Origin of the sequence: Brochothrix campestris FSL F6-1037, assembly GCF_000525915.1 — a bacterium.
GTDB lineage: Bacteria > Bacillota > Bacilli > Lactobacillales > Listeriaceae > Brochothrix > Brochothrix campestris.
Window position 1 is genome coordinate 1 of the sequence record NZ_AODH01000098.1, and the last position, 608, is coordinate 608.

The following is a 608-nucleotide window of genomic DNA, read 5'->3' on the forward strand; positions in this document are numbered from 1 at the left end:
ATAAACGCTGAAAGCATCTAAGCGTGAAGCCCCCCCTCGAGATGAGATTTCCCATCACTTTATGTGAGTAAGACCCTGAGAGACGATCAGGTTGATAGGTTCGGAGTGGAAGTGCAGCGATGTACGGAGCGGACGAATACTAATAGGTCGAGGACTTAACCTTATTAAGTTTTAAAAGCGAAAATGACGATGGGTTGTTACCTTTCGAAAAAACATCAATTAGTATTCAGTTTTGAGAGTGCAAGCTTTCATGAAAATTTCATAATTATCCAAGCAATTAGTAGATGATTTATCTATTAATGTGAATTTTAGATAAGCAAGTTATTCAAGGCGTCAATGAGTTGATTGCGGAGCGTACGTTTGTATGTGACAATTGAGACGAAGGAGACAACGATGAAGAACGATGGTTAGATGAAATTCAAACACATGTTTGGTGACGATAGCAAAGAGGATACACCTGTTCCCATCCCGAACACAGTAGTTAAGCTCTTTAGCGCCCGATGGTAGTTGGGGTTCCCCCTGTGAGAGTAGGACGTCGCCAAGCATAGTTTGGTAGTAATGGCAAAGAGGATACACCTGTTCCCATCCCGAACACAGTAGTTAAGCTA

General features: G+C 41.9%; 3 rRNA genes. All 3 read left to right on the plus strand.

Annotated elements, in window-relative coordinates:
• Positions 1-163, plus strand: a 23S ribosomal RNA gene (locus BCAMP_RS12030); the annotation flags it as partial.
• A gap of 266 nt (positions 164-429) precedes the next feature.
• Positions 430-544 (plus strand): 5S ribosomal RNA (gene rrf / locus BCAMP_RS12035).
• Between the two features lie 4 nt (positions 545-548).
• Positions 549-608: ribosomal RNA gene (gene rrf, locus BCAMP_RS12040) — 5S ribosomal RNA — on the plus strand; the annotation flags it as partial.